General features: G+C 46.6%; 14 protein-coding genes and 6 tRNA genes. 15 read left to right on the plus strand and 5 right to left on the minus strand.

Annotated features, from left to right (window positions below; all coding sequences use genetic code 11):
• The 4 genes from C9J01_RS22650 (at position 1) to C9J01_RS22665 (ending at position 530) form a co-directional block, all read left to right on the plus strand.
• Positions 1-74, plus strand: a tRNA-Cys gene (locus C9J01_RS22650).
• A gap of 85 nt (positions 75-159) precedes the next feature.
• Positions 160-233: transfer RNA gene (locus C9J01_RS22655), tRNA-Cys, on the plus strand.
• Positions 234-297: 64 nt separating this feature from the next.
• Positions 298-371, plus strand: a tRNA-Cys gene (locus C9J01_RS22660).
• An 85-nt stretch (positions 372-456) separates the two neighbouring features.
• Positions 457-530, plus strand: a tRNA-Cys gene (locus C9J01_RS22665).
• Positions 531-615: 85 nt separating this feature from the next.
• On the opposite strand, the gene C9J01_RS22670 is transcribed toward C9J01_RS22665, so the two are convergent.
• The gene (locus C9J01_RS22670; protein WP_107300409.1) at positions 616-1,701 is read right to left on the minus strand and encodes a cytochrome-c peroxidase; all 1,086 of its coding nucleotides are present in this window, start codon (positions 1,699-1,701) and stop codon (positions 616-618) included.
• Between the two features lie 199 nt (positions 1,702-1,900).
• On the opposite strand from C9J01_RS22670, the gene C9J01_RS22675 reads away from it, so the two are divergent.
• Positions 1,901-2,938: a GGDEF domain-containing protein gene (locus C9J01_RS22675; RefSeq protein ID WP_107300410.1), complete on the plus strand. Its 1,038-nt coding sequence runs from the start codon at positions 1,901-1,903 to the stop codon at positions 2,936-2,938.
• A 17-nt stretch (positions 2,939-2,955) separates the two neighbouring features.
• Here C9J01_RS22675 and C9J01_RS22680 read toward each other — a convergent pair whose 3' ends face one another.
• The 3 genes from C9J01_RS22680 to C9J01_RS22685 form a co-directional block, all read right to left on the minus strand.
• Positions 2,956-3,561, minus strand: a complete 606-nt coding sequence (locus tag C9J01_RS22680; RefSeq protein ID WP_107300411.1) for a LysE family transporter — start codon at positions 3,559-3,561, stop codon at positions 2,956-2,958.
• A 250-nt stretch (positions 3,562-3,811) separates the two neighbouring features.
• Complete coding sequence (locus tag C9J01_RS29815) at positions 3,812-3,955, minus strand: hypothetical protein (protein ID WP_170114928.1); 144 nt, start codon at positions 3,953-3,955, stop codon at positions 3,812-3,814.
• Between the two features lie 84 nt (positions 3,956-4,039).
• Complete coding sequence (locus C9J01_RS22685) at positions 4,040-6,283, minus strand: acetyl-CoA hydrolase/transferase C-terminal domain-containing protein (RefSeq protein ID WP_107300412.1); 2,244 nt, start codon at positions 6,281-6,283, stop codon at positions 4,040-4,042.
• 328 nt (positions 6,284-6,611) lie between these two features.
• On the opposite strand from C9J01_RS22685, the gene C9J01_RS22690 reads away from it, so the two are divergent.
• Both C9J01_RS22690 and C9J01_RS22695 read left to right on the plus strand, forming a co-directional pair.
• Positions 6,612-6,977 (plus strand): phasin-related domain-containing protein, encoded by a 366-nt coding sequence (locus tag C9J01_RS22690; RefSeq protein ID WP_107300413.1) that lies wholly within the window; start codon positions 6,612-6,614, stop codon positions 6,975-6,977.
• 133 nt (positions 6,978-7,110) lie between these two features.
• Entirely contained in the window at positions 7,111-8,787 is a 1,677-nt protein-coding gene (locus tag C9J01_RS22695; protein WP_107300414.1) for a wax ester/triacylglycerol synthase family O-acyltransferase, read from the plus strand.
• Between the two features lie 153 nt (positions 8,788-8,940).
• Here the strand turns inward: C9J01_RS22695 and C9J01_RS22700 are convergent, their stop codons facing one another.
• Complete coding sequence (locus C9J01_RS22700) at positions 8,941-9,207, minus strand: acyl-CoA-binding protein (RefSeq protein ID WP_107300415.1); 267 nt, start codon at positions 9,205-9,207, stop codon at positions 8,941-8,943.
• Positions 9,208-9,568: 361 nt separating this feature from the next.
• On the opposite strand from C9J01_RS22700, the gene C9J01_RS22705 reads away from it, so the two are divergent.
• The 8 genes from C9J01_RS22705 (at position 9,569) to C9J01_RS22740 (ending at position 17,196) form a co-directional block, all read left to right on the plus strand.
• A complete protein-coding gene (locus tag C9J01_RS22705) occupies positions 9,569-11,206 on the plus strand; it encodes a GMC family oxidoreductase (RefSeq protein WP_107300416.1) in 1,638 nt (545 codons plus the stop codon).
• Between the two features lie 250 nt (positions 11,207-11,456).
• Positions 11,457-12,554, plus strand: coding sequence for a PGAP1-like alpha/beta domain-containing protein (locus C9J01_RS22710; RefSeq protein ID WP_107300417.1), 1,098 nt, complete (start codon positions 11,457-11,459; stop codon positions 12,552-12,554).
• Positions 12,555-12,676: 122 nt separating this feature from the next.
• A complete protein-coding gene (locus C9J01_RS22715) occupies positions 12,677-13,438 on the plus strand; it encodes a metalloregulator ArsR/SmtB family transcription factor (RefSeq protein ID WP_107300483.1) in 762 nt (253 codons plus the stop codon).
• A 93-nt stretch (positions 13,439-13,531) separates the two neighbouring features.
• On the plus strand, positions 13,532-14,026 hold the full coding sequence (locus C9J01_RS22720) for a phosphatase domain-containing putative toxin (protein ID WP_107300418.1): 495 nt from the start codon (positions 13,532-13,534) through the stop codon (positions 14,024-14,026).
• A 315-nt stretch (positions 14,027-14,341) separates the two neighbouring features.
• Positions 14,342-15,343, plus strand: a complete 1,002-nt coding sequence (locus C9J01_RS22725; protein WP_107300419.1) for an ArsJ-associated glyceraldehyde-3-phosphate dehydrogenase — start codon at positions 14,342-14,344, stop codon at positions 15,341-15,343.
• Between the two features lie 83 nt (positions 15,344-15,426).
• Positions 15,427-16,656 carry an organoarsenical effux MFS transporter ArsJ gene (gene arsJ / locus C9J01_RS22730; RefSeq protein ID WP_107300420.1) on the plus strand — a complete coding sequence of 410 codons (1,230 nt, stop codon included), beginning with the start codon at positions 15,427-15,429 and terminating at the stop codon, positions 16,654-16,656.
• A gap of 241 nt (positions 16,657-16,897) precedes the next feature.
• Positions 16,898-16,973 (plus strand) — tRNA-Gly (locus tag C9J01_RS22735).
• A gap of 136 nt (positions 16,974-17,109) precedes the next feature.
• A tRNA-Leu gene (locus C9J01_RS22740) sits at positions 17,110-17,196 on the plus strand.
• Positions 17,197-17,433 lie beyond the last annotated feature (237 nt).

The following is a 17,433-nucleotide window of genomic DNA, read 5'->3' on the forward strand; positions in this document are numbered from 1 at the left end:
GGCGCGTTGGCAGAGTGGCTATGCAGCGGATTGCAAATCCGTGGACCTCGGTTCGACTCCGGGACGCGCCTCCATTATTTCGGTTCTGGTGCCTTTGGGCGGCAGCAACTAAACAAACGACCTAATAATAATAGCTAAATAGGTACGTTTGAACAATTTGGCGCGTTGGCAGAGTGGCTATGCAGCGGATTGCAAATCCGTGGACCTCGGTTCGACTCCGGGACGCGCCTCCATTATTCTGGTTATGGTGCCTTTGGACAGCAGCAACCAAACAAACGGCCTACGTTTGGACAATTTGGCGCGTTGGCAGAGTGGCTATGCAGCGGATTGCAAATCCGTGGACCTCGGTTCGACTCCGGGACGCGCCTCCATTATTTTGGTTCTGGCCCCTTTGGGCGGCAGCAACCAAACAAACGACCTAATAGTAATAGCTAAATAGGTACGTTTGAACAATTTGGCGCGTTGGCAGAGTGGCTATGCAGCGGATTGCAAATCCGTGGACCTCGGTTCGACTCCGGGACGCGCCTCCATCATTGAAGGCCTAGCGGTAACGCTAGGCCTTTTTTGTTGCTTATGGTGCATGTCATGTTGTCGTTATATCTTGATTAGCAGCGGTTAAATATTACCACCCACCTTGAGTCCGCTCGGTACTCGGGTTGGAATTTCTTGATAGAAATTCTCTGAGTCCAGGCTGCGTAAGAAAGCAGCGAGATCGCCTACGTCATCATCTTCCATTGTCACTTGTAGATCGCCTCTGTCCTCGTATAGGCCAATGGCATTATTTAGCGTTGAAGAGTCACCCAAATGCATGTAAGGGGCCGTTTGGGATATATTCCTTAAGCTTGGCGTTCGCACAGCTTCAAAATTAATAACAATCTGATCTTCTCTTAATACGTTGTCAGCCAGCAGTGGGCCTGAGTGGCAACGGGCACAACCGCCATTGATGAATTTGTTCAAGCCGGTAATTTCCTGACTGGTGAGAGCGGCGTCATTACCTGCAATGAACTCATCAAAACGGCTATTTGGGGAAAAGACTTCGCGCTGGAACGTTGCTAGCGCTTTGGCGATATGCTCTTGGCTAATATTGTCAGCCGAAATAATTTCGGCAGGGAAGGCATGGCTAAACATGTCTACATACTCAGGAATACCACTCAGCCTATTTACGATTTCTGGTAAAATCTGCTGCTCTGTAAAACGCACCCCGCGCATCTCTATTTGATTTTTTATTGGTTCTAAAGCTTGTTGCTCAAGTGAGTCAGCACGCAAATCCCAAAAATAGCCTGTGGCTAAGAAACCCTCGGTACTCTCTCCGGCATCAAGGCCTGTGAAGGCGACATTCATAATCGTCGGGGCATGTTTGGGTGTTGCTTTTGTGCCCGTACGATCTGGGCCTAATCCCTTACCATCAACGCCAATAGATAATGCACGGCCATCTGCCCAGCCAAAATTAGGATGGTGGCAACTGGCGCAGGCAACATTTTGATCACCCGAGAGAATAGGGTCCCAAAACAGCGCTTCACCTAATTCAAACTTTTGTTGATTAAATGGGTTGTCTGCCGGGTGAATAGCTTCTGTGGGGAGGGCCGAAAAGAAGTCGGTGTAAGGTTGGCTTGGGGTAGAACCAGAGGCGCCATCCCCATCTTCACAGGCAGTTAGCAGGGCGGCGGTGAACAGTGGAAAGAGTGTTTGAATTCGCATCATTGTGGCTCACTTATTATTGTTATCCCGAGATTTCCACGGTAAACCGATCAATGTGAAAGAAATGTCATTTAACAGGCGTTAGTTCTGTATAAGTTAGCAAACCACAAACGCTAGGTTATTAGTCACGCCTGTTGCTATCAAAGCTTGAATACGTTAAATTACCCACCATACGGTACGACGTACTGTTTTGGTGAGGTCAATGTACTATTCAGTTTTTGATGAAGAAAAAAAGCTCAAATCACGAGTGCTTAGTTGCTTGTTCATTGTTGTTGGCGGGCTTGCCCTAATTTTGTCGGGCATCAACTGGTTCATTCACGAAAACTACGTGTTTTCCGTGGCGCTGGCTGGGTTTTCCGCCTGTTCGCTTGGCCTGCTGTTTCGTCAATTTGACTCACAATTAAGTTGGGAGGCAACTAAAAAAGATGAGTATTGTTTTGAGCAACGGATCGTTGAAGTTTACATCTTTTATTTGAGTGGCTTGGTTGTGTGGGGATGTATTATCAGCCGGATCGACAGTGGATTGTTGTTTTGGACATTACTTCTTTCTTCTATTTACTACTTCCTTTTGGGGGTCAGGCAGGGCGCTAAGTGGAGCGGGATACTGTTATTAGCAATTTCATCGCTCATGTATTGGAAGCTACAATTTGGGCAGTTTAACCCAAATATGATAGTTAACTATGTTGCTAGCTTTATCAGTATCTGGGCTATTTCGCATTACTATGAAAAGCACCGGCAAATATCAACCAATGGCTTAAAGCGCTTAGCCCTTAGGGATCCTCTTACTTCTACGTTGAACCGGCTAGCTCTAGAGCAGGATTTTGCAAGGTATATACAAGATGATGACTCCGTTCACCTTATTGCTTTTGATATTGATTATTTTAAAAAAGTGAATGATACCTATGGCCACCTTGCAGGGGATTCTGTGTTAAAGCAGGTTGCTAGTCGACTCCAAGCAATAGCTGGTGATTCCAGTGTCTATCGTCTCGGTGGTGAAGAGTTCTGTGTGTTGGCGGTGAATTATAGCCCGCAGGAAGTTGCATCAATGGCAGAAACGATCCGCAAAGATATAGCTGATGTTCCGTTTGAGGTTGATGGCTTGGAAGTTGCACTTTCGACCAGTGCCGGCATTGCTAAGTCCCAACAAACTCGTAGCTTAGACTCATTGTCTCGTGAAGCGGATGAACTGCTTTACCAAGCCAAGCTTGCTGGCCGAAACCGGGTTTACATGGCGCACTGATCTTTATGTGGCTGTGACTATCCAGCCAGCTCAATAAAATTATTCACGCCAAAAAGACAAATCAGCAATCCGCCAAGTAGCTGCAAATAGAACGGGAAGGTGATGCTGTCGTCATCTTTTAGGGCAAAGCCGGATATGGCAAGCAGGCACTGCACGATGAGGCTACCAACAAACACCGCCCCGGCAAGCTGCATCGCGAACAGTAAATCTACTTGCTCGGTGGAATGGCCGATAAATGCTGATAAGCCAATGATGGCTATCGGGTTGGCAAGGGTGAGGTAAAAGGCGGATCGAAACCCGAGCTTTTTCGACGGTCGGTGAACCTTAGCAAGGAGCTTGGTGTTTTTCATGGCATTGAACATCATATAAAAGCCCATGAAAATGAGCACCCAAGAAGAAAGCAGGATGATTTGGTAGTGGTACTGGTCGAGTTTACTGATGAGTAAACTACCGGTTACGAAGCTGACTAATGCATAGCAATAGTCAGCCAGTGCCGCACCCGCAGCACTACGAACTGCCGCCATATAGCCGTGATGCATCCCATTATTGAGTACCAAAATGGCAATTGGCCCGACGGTTAATGATAAGATAATGCCAAAGAGAATGGCTTTCATTACTTCCATACATACCCCCCACTGATTTCCCACCGTATCTGCTTTGGTTATATGTATTTCGGTGGTTTTATTTTAATCTTAGTCAGGAATGGAAATGATGTGCTAGAAGAAACAATAAGAATTTTAGCAGTTTATAATTGATGAGACAGTCATGGTGAGATAGTACACGAGGGGGCTTGCGTATGAATAACTCTTTGGGGATAGAGTCGTAGAGACTCCCAGCAACTGGTAGGGCAACTACTGGGAGGGGATTCGTTTGTTATTTCTCTGCTTCTTCCTTACGCTTTATCGGCTGGTCGCCAATTGTCGTCTTCCCTGGGCATATTTTCTTGACCGGACACTTTGGGCAACCCCAAACTGCGGCATATGGACACAGTGCCATTTCCTTGCTTTTCTTCGACATTGAACACCTCTTTTCTCTCAACGATTGCTTTTTATATAAGAAAGCCGGGCCACATAAGTGGCCCAGCCTTTATTTACGCAACGATCACTTTACAAGTTCAGCGATCACTAGCTTGCGTGTGATTTTTTCTTGCAGGTTTTCAGGTTTATCAAGGCCAACGCGTTTAAGCAGAATATCAATATCATGGCCAGGTTTAGGTGCTGACAATGATTGTGCGATAGCTTTCAGCTTGCCTTTAGGCGTTGCACATTTTGATTTCAAGGCTTTCAGCGCCTTGCCTAGTTTTAGTTCTTGGTCGGTAAAGCTACAACCGAATGGGAAAGGACCGAAAATATCCTGATCGGTGTATTTCTTATAGAAAGCCTGAATAGCTTCTGGCGTGTTGTTGGCGAACTCTTTCGGGATCTGGTAGTCCTTGGCGACTTTACCAGCAGCCTTGGCTTCTTCTAGCAATTGCTGTTGGAAGCGTGAGTCGGCAATCTTGATTAATTCTGTATATACCACATGGTCCGGTTTGCTGCGTAGGTTGGCAATACCGTATTCAGTAACCACGATGTCACGCAACTGGCGTGGAATAGTGTTGTGGCCATAGTTGAATAGGATGTTCGAGCGCAGCTTACCGTTACGGAAAGAGCAACTGCGGATCTTGATAATAGAGCGTGATTCGCGCATCTGGCCGGACTGGGCAACAAAGTTGTACTGACCGCCCACACCACTGACGACCTGACCGTTTTCTAGCGCATCCGATACCACTGAGCCATCTAGAGTGACCATCATACCTGAGTTCATAAAGCGGGCATGCTGGCGCTGAGCTTGCTTGAGCTGCTGGCTACCAAGGAAGTGATCGTATAGGTCATTGACGTAATTCACGCTGGTCATGCAGAACTTGTCGTGATCTTCCTGGGTGAAATTGTTCAGCTCTTGATAGAAGTCTTTCGGGCCGATGAAGAAAGCACCGTGCATCACCGTACCGCCTTTAAGGCGTTGGCCTAGGGCATATTTTGCGATCCACTCAAGGGCATCTTTGTCACGAATATTGGCTTTGCTGGTGCCGTCTGCTGTCTTTAGTTTGCCATCAACAAACTCAACGTTATCGTTGAAAATACCAAAGCGCTTGAGGTACTTAACGTCGGCAGCGGTTAGCTCTGGAGAAATGGCCTCACGCTCAAGCAGTGCCAACAAGGTCATTACCGACACGTCATGGTTAATCAATTCATCGTTGAGCAGGCGCTGGATAGTCAGGTCTTCAAATACTTCTCGCTTAAGGATACCGGCGCGGTAAAGGTGCACAAAGCCATCCACCATTAGCTCACTACAGCCGTATAGGCCTTTTTCGAAGGTGCCGGTATCACCCACTTCTTTACAGACTGGGAATTTTTCGTAGATGTTCAGCTCAGACAGCATTTTATTGTAAATGCGGTTCTGCTGGTGGCGAACAAGGGCACTGTAGGATAGGGCGCTACTCAGGGAACCAATACCTACCTGAAGGGTACCGCCATCTTTGAGCAAGGCACTGGCATAGAGGCCGATCATATGGTCTTCAGCAGAGATGCTGGCATGTGGGGCGGCAAACAGTTGGTAATCTTTGTGATCAGGTAGGCTGTTACCATCTAGGATGAAATCGAATTCAGAGCTTGGTAGTTCAGCGTGGTTTTGCATGAAAGGCATGTTGCTGTTTACTTCGCCGATAATCGTGATATTTCGACCTTGTGCTTTCTGCTTCTCGATCTCGATAGCGAAATCTAGCGCGAGATCTGAGTTACTGCTCAAACTGTAAGTTGTTACATCGTCAACGGTTCGGGTGGCGACCAATTGGCCAATGACATTGACGCCTTTATCCAGCAAATCACGAACAGCATGGGTGTAGTTAGTAGACGTGTAGTTTTGCTGCTGAGGTGAATTCATAAAGCTACCGGCTTTAAAGAAGAATTCACTGATAGTGATGTTGCTAGGGACTTTGCCAGCTCGGAGATCCATGATGTAGTCAATATCAGGAACACCATCGAATTCACGGGCTACAAAGGGTTCTAGGAAACAACGTTCAATCTTGCTTTTACCTACCGGTTTTTCCAAGGTGATCCCGGTTTCGATCCTCAGGTTGATGCTTGGATCTTTCTTCGCGCGTTGGTATAGCGCATTGACAAAGCTAACTGGCTTGCCGATGGCGAGTGGTGCACCAAGGACAATGTTCTTACCGACAGTCGCAATGATTTGATCAACCAGATCGTCTGCTTTAGCGATAACTTTTGCGGGAGCTTTCGTTGTGGTGTCAGACGCTTCAAGGGATGGGTTTGGGTATGATGAATCTACGATTTCTAAAACTGACATAGTGCATTCCTTGTTCGATATTATTCATATATGTTCTTATAGTTGTTATCCCCTCATTGTTGCGCCTGAACTTAGAGCGTTCACTCTATTTTTGGACAAAAAAGCCCCAAAAATTGTCTAGTGTGCGGTTTTGGGACTTCAGTCACGTGTATGCGCAATCGGCATTGTTAATGTGTACGCATACCATGAAACCAGTGATTCTTACCTGCAGGGGGTTGTGTGAGCTGCTTACCAATTCCTTGGTTGAATTAGAAAGATTGATCTAATTCTAATTGGTAGGGTTTAAGCATCGAAAAAGATATTTCTCTGATTTGTTGAGGATAAAGTGATGATTACCCCTAAAAAAATTATTGGAACTGTAAAATCAGCCACCCAGATGGGTGAGTCTTCTGTCCGTACTGTGATTTGGGCTGGCCTAGGTGCATACAGCAAAGGTACCGAGCAAGTTGGCATGGCACAGCACATGGTCAGTAAGCAAATTCAAGATTTGGTTTCCAAAGGTAGCGAAGTGGAAACTGAAATGGTTGAGCGTATCAAAGATACCAAGCGTGGTCTGTTCGGTCAGGCTGAGTCGCAATTCAACCATGCTTTCAACGCGACTTGCGGTATCGACCGCGATCGTTTGAGCAACTTCGAAGATAAAGTAGACCGTCTTCAAGAGATGGTTGAAAAGCTGGCTGAAAAGTCGAAGTAACGGATTTTATATAAAAGCGACAATGGCAAAGGGACAGACCTTGATTGGGTGGCATTAGCGCCAACTAGTTATCAAGTCCAGAGTTAATGCTCACCCGTCAGACCATGCCACACCGCAAGAAAGGATTAGATTTATGCCGAGTTTGTCTCTGCTGGATTTCAGCTTCATTGCCTTTGAAACGGCAAAAACCCCAATGCATGTTACGGGTTTGGTCATTCTTGACCCGCCAGAAGATCATGCCGGGACCTATGCCCAAGAACTTTACGCCAATTTCCTGCAGCAGCCGGAAACGGTGCCACCGTTTAACTGGAAGCTAAACTGGTCACTGACTGGCCGTCCGAGCTGGTCTACGGTAAACCACGTTAACTTGGAAGACCACCTGCGTATCACCATGCTGCCATCACCGGGTAACGAACAGCAGTTGCAGCAAGTCGTTGGTCGTTTGCACAGCCAAGTGCTGGATCGTAGCCGTCCGATGTGGGAAGTGTGGGTGATTGGCGGGCTTGAAAACAACCGCGTTGCCTTGGTATTGAAAATCCACCACTCAATGGCAGATGGTGTTCGTGCCGGTAAGATCTTTACCCAAAGCTGTGCGACATCGATTGAAGAGTCTTTCAACAAGCCGATCTGGCAATGCGATTTGCGAAAAACATCACGCCAGCGCCGAGAGGAATCTCACCTGACCGATATGGTCATGAAAACAGCAGTGGCGGCCACTAAGCAGATCTCTCTGATCCCATCAATGTTCAGGTTAGGCAGTAAACTGGCACTAAAAGCCGTTAATATTGCTGATTGTGATCTGAAGGTGCCATTTACTGCCCCGAAAACACCATTTAACCTGAGTCCTAAACGCAGCCGAGCGGTTAGTTTGGGCCACTTTTCTATCAAGCAACTTAAACACATCAGCCGTATCACTGGCGCGTCGATGAACGATATTTTGTTCACTATCAGTGATATTGCGTTGAACCGTTACCTTAATGACCGGGCAATCCCAATCCGTAAGCCATTGGTTGCCATGATGCCTATCAACCTGCGAGCGAAAGGGGATGAGGGTAAGTCTGGCAACAAGATGTCGATTGGCCATGTTGAGCTAGGTAAACAAGGGTTGTCTCCACTTGAGCGCCTTGAGTCTATCCAGCACGCGACGACGGATCTGAAAAACGAAGCCCTGAATATCTCACCTGATGCTTACATCAACTACTCGCTGTTGGTTAATGGTGTTTCGTTGTTTAGCGGTAAATTTGGCTTGAATAACTACATTCCGCCAGCCAGTAACCTACTTATTTCTAACGTTCCTGGTTCCAAAGAAGAGCTTTACTTCATGGGTGCCAAGGTCCGCGAGCAGTATCCAGTATCCTTGCTGATGCCAGGTCAGACTCTAAACATTACTTTCTTCAGTAATGCCGATACCATGTACTTCTCGCTGGTGGCTTGTAACCAATCGCTACCGGGCTTCGAAGTGATCACTGACTACATGTGTGATGCCTTTGCTGAGATTGAGCAAGAAGTCATGGAAACTGCAGCACAGGCTGTGGCTGAGCAATTGGGCTACCAGCACGATGAGTCACTGGCTGTTGAGCTTGCTGTAGAAGCGGCGCAAGAGTCGTTGACCCCTGAAGATGATGAGTTTGAAAGGCTTTATCAGGAAAAGCAGCGCAAAGTTGAAGAGTTGGAAAAGCAGTTGGCAAAATTGACTGAAATGCTATCAGCGACTGTCGATATTGATCCGGAAACACCGGCAACCAACCAAGATGACATCAGTCCAGCCCCACGAAAAGTGAGGGTGAGAAAGGCCAAGAGTGCCAGTTAGTTAGCTCGCTTGCTTTAAATACCTACGAAAACCAGAACCGCGAAAGTAGTTCTGGTTTTTTATCACATGTACTTTATCGAATCGGGATGTGGAGATGTAAAAAAAGGCCGCATAGCGACCTTTCATGAAAGTTGGGAGCGAGTTGGGTGTAGCTTATGCGTAAGCAGCAGTCAGTTCAGCGACTTTGTCGACATACTGTTGCATTGCTGTATCTGCATCCATACCTTTTAGTTTTTCCCAAGCGTCGTATTTTGCGCCGCCTTTGAAGTCAAACATGCCAGGGCGCTTGCCTTTCACGTCACCGTCGGTTGCTTGCTTGAATAGCGAGTAAAGTGCTAGTAGCTCGTCGTTAGATGGGCGTTTAGTCAATGCTTTTACGTCAACTTGAGCTTGTTCAAAACTCGCTTTTAGATCTGCCATGATGTGTTCCTTTACTTGTTCCTAGCCAGCACAAAAAAGTGTGCCGAGATAATTGATGAAAACTCTAACCGTCCAGAAAATAGGTTAGAGGAAACCGTTAGGTTTAATGAAATCAGAAAATGCTGTATTCCTTTAGCCCATACATATTTGCACTGGTCTGAGGTCATGTCTCCTATTAAATGCAAAAAGTTTAATATGGATCACTATTTAATTTTCTGCGATGAAATAATTCATAATCTGTGTGGTATTTGTCCCATCAGAATTAAACTACACTATGATTAAATGAAACAAAAAATAGATGATAAAGACTGGAATTATTAATTGGCTGGCTGAACAAGGATTATTCTATTGAGGGAAAGCTATGTATGACTTCATTATTGTAGGGGCGGGTTCGGCAGGATGCGTACTTGCAAATAGACTATCATCTGATCCTTCTTTAAAAGTCTGCCTCATTGAGGCCGGCCCAAAAGACAGTAGCCCGGTTGTCCATGTGCCTTTGGGCATCATCGGTATGATGCATTCTAAGAAAATGAACTGGCGTTACTACACCGACAAGGAACCTAACCTGCAAAGCCGCCAGTTGTTTTGGCCGCGAGGCAAGACACTTGGTGGAAGTTCTTCATCCAATGCTATGTGCTATATCCGAGGCCATGCCAGCGACTATGATGAATGGGCCGCACTGGGAAATAAAGGCTGGAGTTATGAGGATGTCCTGCCTTATTTCAGGAAGTCAGAAGCCCAAGAGCGCGGTGGTGATGACTACCATGGTGCCGATGGCCCATTGCATGTCTCTGATTTACGGATAAATAACCCGTTGTCAGACGCCTTCCTCAAGGCGGCAGAGCAAGCGGGGCATAACATCACCAAGGACTTCAATGGCAAGGAGCAAGAAGGGGTCGGTTATTATCAAGTAACCCAAAAAAATGGCCAGCGCTGCAGCTCGGCGGTTGCGTACCTTCGCTCAGCAGAGCAACGTCCAAACTTGACGGTGATTACCGACGCGACGACGACTAAGGTGCTGATTAAAGAGGGTAGAGCAACTGGTATCGAGTATATCAAAGCCGGACAACTGCATCAGGTAATGGCTAATAAAGAGGTTATTTTAAGCGGTGGGGCGATTAATAGTCCGCAGTTGCTTATGTTATCCGGCATCGGGGATAGGCAAGAGCTTGAAGCGCAGGGAATCGGGGTGAAACATCACCTTCCTGGGGTTGGCAAGAACCTCCAAGATCACTTGGATGTGCTGGTAGTCACCCGGGAGCGTACCTTCCACTCTGTCGGTTTCTCACCTGTTGCCCTTACCCGGGCAATCAAAGGAATATTTGATTACTTATTGTTTAGGAAGGGTAATTTCACGACCAATATCGCTGAGGCTGGGGGATTTGCCAAGACGTCACCTGAACTTGATAAACCTGATGTCCAGTTCCATTTCTCACCTTGTTACCTAGATAACCATGGCTTGAATTTATGGCAAACGGTGAAGCATGGCTATTCGCTACATGCTTGTAATTTAAGGCCAAAAAGCCGGGGCAGTTTGGGGTTGGTCAGTGCTGACCCACTAGATCCGCCACGGATAACCGCAAACTATCTGAGTCATCCCGAAGATATGGAGGTAATGCTCAAAGCCATCAAGTTATCACGGAAGATATTAAAGCAGGCAGGCTTTGATCACTACCGTGGTAAAGAGGTCTTTCCGGGTAAGGATGTACAAACTGATGCGCAATTAGAGGAGTTTATCAGGCGCAAGGCGGAGTCGATTTATCACCCTGTTGGCACCTGTAAGATGGGTCATGATGAGCAAGCGGTGGTTGATGAAAGACTGCGCGTGCATGGGGTGAAAGGGTTGCGTGTTGTGGATGCGTCGATTATGCCAACCTTAGTCGGCGGCAATACAAATGCACCCACAATCATGATTGGTGAGAAAGCTGCAGACATGATATTGGATGATATATCCATTACTGAAGTGAATATTTCCAAGTTGAAAGATTGTGTGGCGTAAATAGTTTTACCTTAATCTTCAAGACACGATAGAAATATATTTATCGTGTCTTTTAATTTTATTTAAAAGTTAGTAAGAATATTCTAATTTTTTACTCTATTATTTTTTGTTGCCTTAAATTTCATTTCATCATCCAAAATCATCTAATAAAGTTAGAAACACGCCTTTCTTCTAGCTGCTAAAATCGGTTGTTAATTCTAATCCATATGCTTAATATCAGATAAATAGATGGTATTTATTTGAGGTAGTAATGATTTCTAAAAACGAATGGAGCGAAAAGCTCAAAAGCCTCAAGGAAGATATTTCTAGCAAAGTGATAGAAAACTCGGAGTTTGCCAAACAACGGGTAGTTGAGTTGCTGGAGCACGGATTGCCGCCAGCTCAAGGGGATGCTTTGCTGGCAAGTTTCAATGGTCTGGTAGGAGACCACTTACTTCAGAGAAATAGCCGTTTTGCCATACCTATGGTGTTTACTGATCATACCCAGCATTTAAGCGATGATGCCGAAGTGCTTGAACGTCAGTTACCTGATGCATCGGGGCGTATCGTATTGTGTGTCCACGGTTGGTGTATGGCTGACAAAGGTTGGGTAAGAAAAGGCCACGATCACGGCAAGCAATTTATCAATGCGGGTTATACCCCGATCTATCTTTGGTACAACACGGGCAACCATATTTCTCTCAATGGTGAAGAGTTTGCCTTCAGGTTAGAGAAGCTCTTGCAGGCATGGCCTTGTGAGGTCAAAGAGCTGGTGATTATTGGTCACAGTATGGGCGGCTTGGTCACGCGTAGTGCCTGTCACTATGCTGGGCTTAATCAGCTACAGTGGCTGCAGGTACTTCGCACCTTTATTACCTTAGGGACACCGCATAATGGTGCGCCACTGGCGAAGCTAGCTTGTTGGATTGATGAACAAGTAGCAGATACACCTCAGCTGAAGTTTTTGCAAAAACTGGGGGAGATACGCAGTAGTGGCAGTAAAGATCTCAGCCGGGGTTACATTGTTCACGAAGACTGGCAAGCGCCGACAATTCCTTTCAAGCAGGTGGAGCAAGATACAGCCACTGGTACCGCGTTAATCCAACGGCCAACCTTACCTGATACGGTGCAGTGCTATGCCATCGCATCATGCCTTGGAAAGAACCTTCAGGACGAGAATAACCGTAAGCTGGGGGATGGTCTTGTTCCAGTGGCCAGTGCGCTTGCTGAGAGCACAAAAGGGGTGCTGGCACTGAATTACCCAACTGAGCATAAATGGGTTGTCGGTGGGGTTGATCACCTCGACTTGCTAAACCATCCTGCTGTGGCGGCGAAAGTCAGCGAGTGGGTACTTGGCAATACCTTATAGTGGTAATAGTTCCACTGACTAAACCTTAGTCAAGTTCAAGCTAGACTCGTTACTCGGGGATTTACATATAATGGAAAGCATATATAATGCTTTCCATATATAAATCAGTTGCCGCGAGTCACATGAAACGTATCTTATTTTTATGTACCGGAAACTCAGCCCGCTCTCAGTTAGCAGAAGCCGCTATGCGGCATATGGCGGGTGAGCATTACCAAGTTGTTAGTGCAGGGATGGCACCAGAGGAAGTCGATCCTCGTGTTTACCGTGTATTGGCCGAGCGTGGCATCAATAGCGATAACTTGCAAAGTTGTTCGGCTGCAGATCTCGAAGGTCAGCACTTCGATACTGTGATCACCTTATGTGACAAAGCCAGTAATGAATGTGCCTTGTTCCCCGATTCAGACGCACTCCTTCACTGGGATTTTAAAGATCCCAAACCCCAGAGTGGCGACCAACCTTTTCGTGATACCTTAGATGGCTTAGAAAGCCGTATGGCATTGTTTTTAATGCTTAACGGTGAAGAACACGATTCGGTGATTGGTCCGGTTGAATTATTTAAAGTACTCAGCGATCCGCTGCGCCTTCGTATCTTGATGTTGATTGAAGATGAGCAAGCGCTGACGGTTGGCGATCTTGTCGATGTACTTGGCGTTAGCCAGCCGAAAGTCTCGCGCCATCTTGCCTTGTTGCGTGACGGCGGTGTGCTGGAGACCCAGCGGGAAGGGCAGTGGATATTCTATCATTTGGCTAAGCAACTGCCGGTTTGGATCCGCCATATCCTTGCTACAGTGAGAAATGGCAATCCGGGTATGATCAACGACGAGAAGATAAAGCTCAGCCACCGTGAAGAGCGTAAAAAGCCAGGCTTTAGCAAAGTTAGCTAGTATTTTGATTTAAGACGAATAAGAGCGCTTGGTACTTTTGCCGGGCGGTTGAGAAATTAATTAGAAGTAAGTTACTTATTTATAGGTGCAAATATGTCAAACACACACCCATTCTGGACCCTGCCTTTAGAAGATAGCGGCAAACTGCTACTGACTCCTTGTCCAGGTACCAAAGAAGTTTCTCTGCACGATTCTCTAGTGCAACTAAAAGAAGCTGGCGCAACTGCTGTACTGACAGCACTTGAACCTGAAGATCTACCAGAAGGTGGTTTGGAAGCACTGGCGGAAGAGTGCCGTGGCCTAGGTATGCGCTGGTTCCACCTACCTATCGAAGATGACTGTGCACCGGGTGCTCAGTTTGATGCTAATTTCCCTGAAGCCAACAAAGCAGCTCAGGCTATGTTGGATAACGGCGATGCGATTGCAGTTCACTGCATGGGTGGCTCTGGCCGTACCGGCTTGATCGCAGCACGTATTATGCTTTCTCGTGGTGCAGAACTGAACTCAACAATTGAGAAGATCCAGGCACTTCGCCCGGGTGCCTTCCAGCGTCAGCCACATATCGACTACATCCAGCAGTACAAGTAAGTCACTGCCGTCAGGCTTTCCTTACTCATTGAATGCCCTGCTTTTGCAGGGCATTTTTGTATCTGGTACTTATCTCCTGCACTCCGCCATTCTCTCGTTATCCCCTTGCAAGACCCTAACTATAATTTGCTTTGTGATCCTTTATGTTGCGGAGGGGGACAAAAAGACCTCTATACCTAACGTCACCTTGGTAATGGCCGTGGTAATTATTTGAAAAAAGATCTGGAAAAGCGATTCGGATCTGGCTAGTATATGCGGTATACCATATATATGCTAAATCATATGTTCAAGTTAACGGTTTAAGGAAAGTGGATTATGGCTATCAAAGTAGGTATCAACGGTTTTGGTCGTATTGGTCGTTTGGCAATGCGTGCTGCGTTTGATTGGGAAGAAGTGGAGTTTGTTCAAATCAATGATGTAGCAGGTGATGCAAAAACATTGGCTCACTTGATGGAGTTCGACTCAGTACAAGGCCGCTGGCACCATGCCGTGACTTCTGATGGTCAATCGATGCAGATTGGTGATTCTGTGATCCGCTGTACGCAAGAGCGCGATATCGATGCGGTAGATTGGTCTGGCTGTGATGTTGTGCTGGAAGCAACTGGTGTGCACCGTGAAATGGAATACCTGAACAAGTACTTAGCACAGGGTGTTAAGCGTGTTGTTGTTTCTGCGCCAGTGAAAGATGACAGCGTATTGAACGTAGTCGTGGGTGTGAACGATTATCTGTTCGATGCTGACAAGCACAAGATTGTCACAGCGGCTTCTTGTACCACTAACTGTATTGCGCCTGTTGTTAAGGTTATCCACGAGAAATTTGGTATCGAGCAGTCGTCATTCACGACGATTCACGATCTTACAAACACCCAAACTATCCTTGATGCGCCGCACAAAGACCTTCGTCGTGCCCGTGCATGTGGCATGAGCCTTATCCCAACCACAACAGGTTCTGCGAAAGCTATCATTGATATCTTCCCAGAGCTTGAAGGCAAGATTAACGGCCACGCGGTTCGCGTACCGTTAGCCAATGCGTCACTAACAGACATCATTTTTGACTTGAGCCGCGATGTAACTGCTGAAGAAGTTAACGCTGCACTGAAAGAAGCGTCTGAAAACGAGCTTGCAGGTATCCTGGGTTACGAAGACCGCCCACTGGTATCTATCGACTATAAAGGCGACCAGCGCTCAACAATCGTTGATGCACTATCGACCATGGTTGTGAACGACCGCATGGTGAAAGTGTACGCTTGGTACGATAACGAGATGGGTTACGCAACACGTACTTCTGAGCTAATCCGCAAGGTTGGCCTAGCATAAGCAACACAGTAACAATGGCCAGCTCCATATATTGGAGCTGGCTTTAGCAATAAACAGCAACAAACAGTAGAGTGAGTTATTGCATGATTTCGGCTATTGCCAACCTCTCCAAAGATGTTCGTCAGTACATGCTGGTGACATTCAATTACTGGAACTTCACCATTACCGACGGCGCGTTGCGTATGTTGGTCGTCTTACATTTCCACCAGTTGGGTTACTCCTCGCTGCAGATCGCTTCGCTCTTCTTGTTCTATGAATTTTTTGGCGTAGTCACCAATTTGATTGGTGGCTGGCTGGGTGCCAAGCTTGGCCTGAATCGCACCATGAATATTGGTTTGGCGATGCAGGTTGGTGCGCTGGTTATGCTGGCGGTGCCATCTGCTTATCTGACCGTGCCTTGGGTAATGTTGGCGCAGGCTGTGTCGGGTATCGCCAAAGACCTCAATAAGATGAGTGCCAAGAGTGCCATCAAAACCTTGGTACCTGATGAGAAGCAGGGCGCATTGTACAAGTGGATTGCTATCCTGACTGGCTCGAAGAACGCCCTTAAAGGTGCAGGTTTCTTTATCGGTGGTTTGCTACTGGCGGTTGTTGGCTTCAAAGGCGCAGTTTTAGCAATGGCTGCAGTATTGGCGTTGGTACTTATCTTGAGCCTAGTGTCACTAGAAAAAGACATGGGTAAGGCCAAGAACAAAATCAAGTTCAAGCAGATCTTCTCGAAAAGCGAGAGCATCAATATTCTCTCTGCAGCCCGTATGTTCCTGTTTGGGGCAAGGGATGTCTGGTTTGTGGTCGCGTTGCCGATTTATCTGAGCCAGGTGTTTGACTGGGACCACACCATGGTAGGTGGTTTCCTAGCCCTTTGGGTGATTGCCTACGGCTTTGTCCAGGGCATCGCTCCTAAAATTACCGGCAAAGCGAAAGGTACAGTGCCAGATGGTCGTGCTGCAATGGGGTGGGCCGGTTTGCTAAGTATCATCACCATGGGCGTTGCCCTGGGTGTGCAGTTCAACTGGCAGCCTGAGTTTACCATTGTGGTTGGCTTGTTGATCTTTGGCGCGGTGTTTGCGGTTAATTCATCATTGCACTCATACCTGATTGTTAGTTATGCCAAAGACGACGGTGTTTCACTGGATGTCGGCTTCTACTACATGGCTAACGCAATGGGCCGCTTGATTGGTACTGTGCTGTCTGGTTTGGTTTATCAGTATGCTGGATTGGCTGCATGTTTGTGGGTTTCAGTGGTTTTCTTGGTACTGACCACGATTATCTCAATCCGTCTGCCTGCACACCCTGAGAAAGCGAAAGCCTGACCACGTGATGTCATCGCTGAATCATTAAATCGATCATATTTGTAGCCCAGCCATCGAGCTGGGCTTTTAGTATGAGAAGACTAAAAGAATTGCAAATTTATTGGTTGAAAAATGTGAGATATTTCTTCGTCTTGATCGAGTTTTGTTCATTCAAATCAAAACATTAAAAAAACGCGTTGACTCATTTCTGTAATCGGTTAAAGTACATCTCGTCTTCAGGGCAAAGCCCACAAGAAGCAATGCGACACTAGCTCAGTTGGTAGAGCGCAACCTTGCCAAGGTTGAGGTCACGAGTTCGAACCTCGTGTGTCGCTCCAAATATAGGGAAGATGTGCTCACGCGAGGAACCTCGTGTACCTAGTCGGCCACGTCTCTCCAAATTAAACCTTACGGCACTAAGCGGTAAGAAAAGATGGTGTTTACTGTACTAAACGGCATCGCAAAGTATTGCGTGCCCTGGTGGTGGAATTGGTAGACACAAGGGATTTAAAATCCCTCGACGTTCGCGTTGTGCCGGTTCAAGTCCGGCCCGGGGCACCATCTATAGAAAAGCCCGCAAGCATTAGTTTGCGGGCTTTTTTTGTTGTTTGAAAGTCTCCAAAGTTTATAACTAGCTTCTGATTCAACTTCATTGACATCCCCTCTAATTGAAAAGCACTCAAAGCGTTATCTATGCTTAAGCTATCTATATTTCTCCTTGAAATAGGGGGGACTAAATAGCATACGTTGGTTATGTTTTCTGTGGTTGCTATTTCATTGATTTTAATGGTTTTTTGT

Origin of the sequence: Photobacterium rosenbergii, from assembly GCF_003026455.1 — a bacterium.
Lineage (GTDB): Bacteria > Pseudomonadota > Gammaproteobacteria > Enterobacterales > Vibrionaceae > Photobacterium > Photobacterium rosenbergii.